At 26.0% G+C, this 1,999-nt stretch carries 2 protein-coding genes; both read right to left on the minus strand.

Annotated elements, in window-relative coordinates:
- The coding region (locus tag ABD730_RS17180) for a hypothetical protein (RefSeq protein ID WP_344716126.1) at positions 1 to 582 on the minus strand (582 nt) is incomplete at its 3' end.
- A gap of 372 nt (positions 583 to 954) precedes the next feature.
- On the minus strand, positions 955 to 1,644 hold the full coding sequence (locus tag ABD730_RS17185) for a hypothetical protein (RefSeq protein ID WP_334471605.1): 690 nt from the start codon (positions 1,642 to 1,644) through the stop codon (positions 955 to 957).
- Between the last annotated feature and the right edge of the window lie 355 nt (positions 1,645 to 1,999).

Raw genomic sequence — 1,999 nt, forward strand, 5'->3', positions numbered from 1 at the left:
ATCTTTTCGTTTCTGAGGTAATAAAGACACTTTATCTCCTTGTCTGTAATAATAAACATCATTTAGTCTTTTGTATTCTGCAGGCTTTTCTTTGTCATAACCTGTAACTGCTGGTTTTTTTTCATAGAATTTTACAATTTCTTCTTTTAAAACAGCTAATGAATCAGTCTCTTTTAATACAACAAGAAACCCTTGCTTTGAAACCCCTTCTTTATTGATGTAACTATGTGTTTGATAAACTTTATTGTTTAAAGCAAATGTAACTTTGAGGTCTTCATAATTATTTAATGCAATAGTGTCATTTTGACGTTGAATCTGCATTTCACCTAAATTTGCATTATATCTCGCAGCAAAAAGGTGGTTTCCAAATTTATCAAGTTTTACAACTTGAAATGATTCATCTATAAAAGGAGAACCTATGGCATAAAATGATTTATCATTATTATGTTTAACAGCAAATTGTACACCATCTAGACTGCTTTGTAACGTTGTCTCGTTGGTGTTTTGGAATTGTGCATAACTTATTTCAGAAGAAATTAGACTAATTAAAATTATAGGAAGTAGGTGTTTAATACGTATCATGGTTTATTTTAAGATTTTATTTTTTTAATTCAGGTTAAATTCAATAATATTTCTAATTTAAATTATAGTGTTTTTCTTACACTTAGGCCAATATAATATTATTATCGTTTTATGGACTCTTTTATTATAATGTTCTCTGTTTTTTGTGATTTAGTTAACATTTAATTAACTTTTATTGCTAAAAATAATAGGCTTAAATTTTTAGAAAAAATAACGAGCTAGCGAAACTAATAAAATTTAACCATTTATTAAATTTCAGTAATGGATTTAACATTCACAATGCTTTTACGCTATTTACGGTTGTAAATAGAATTGAAAACATGAATGTTAATTTGAACTTGTGTAATGAAGTATGTCTTTATAAAAAAAGCTTTATTCTTTAGAAATAGAAGATAAGTAGGAGGCAATCGTTATTAAGTCATTTTCATTTTTAAGACTTAACTTATTTTTTTTAATGTAAGATTTTAGCTTAACCTCATACTCTGGAAAGGAGTTTAGAAATTGTTTTTTATTTTGAGGTAAAATTTTAGTTTCATTATTAAAATTTAGATAATAGGTGTCACTTTCTTTTATGAATTTAGCAGCTTTTTCTTTTTCATAAGACGATCTTGGCTTCACTTTATCTTGAAACTTTATCTGTTCTTTTTTTAATAGAGTAAAACTTGAATCTTCTTTTACAACAACTAAAAAACCGCGTTGAAGATCCAAGTTTTCATCTTTATATGTATACGGTTTATATTTTTTAAGACTTGCAATAAATGTTATGGTATAATCTGTATTATTGTCTAAAGCAATGATTTTATCTTCACCCAGTTTTATTTCCATTTCTCCATTATACGCATTGTATCTTCCGCTATATATTTTGTTTTTAAAATTTTCTAATCTTAAGGCTAGAAACTCTTCGGTGATATAAGGTGAGCCTTCTGCTTCAACGGTTTTACTTCGATTTTTAATGTTTAAATCTATTTCGGCCAAATTTAAACCTTGATTTTGAGAAACAACCATATTAGATGCCCCTAAACAGATAAATGCAATCAAAAATTTTATTAAACACTTTTTCATAATTAAGGTTTTAGTTTTGACTTGTTAATAAAGACAATAATAACACCTAATTGAAATTAAGTATCTCTATAAAGTTAATGAATTTTTAACCATTTAGAGCATGTGTAGTGCTGGAATTGCTTTTGCATCTGTTGTTATAAATTGAAGTAAATAACCAGTGAAAAATAATATTCTAATGGTATTATTACGACTAAAAAATAACCTGCAAAAACATATTTTAGATGTCTAAGCAGGTTATTTTATTTTACTAGAGTTTATTTAATTGTATCAGAATTTAATTCTGTTTTTAATTATGTAGATTATAATGTGTTGATATACTCAAATAAAGTAATTAAATCTTCATCCTTTTTGAGAC

Origin of the sequence: Winogradskyella damuponensis, from assembly GCF_039538385.1 — a bacterium.
Lineage (GTDB): Bacteria > Bacteroidota > Bacteroidia > Flavobacteriales > Flavobacteriaceae > Winogradskyella > Winogradskyella damuponensis.

What these genes read in the sequence shown, in the direction of transcription:
- ABD730_RS17185 (WP_334471605.1), bottom strand. Translation starts at nt 1,644, where the DNA reads ATGAAAAAGTGTTTAATAAAATTTTTGATTGCATTTATCTGTTTAGGG.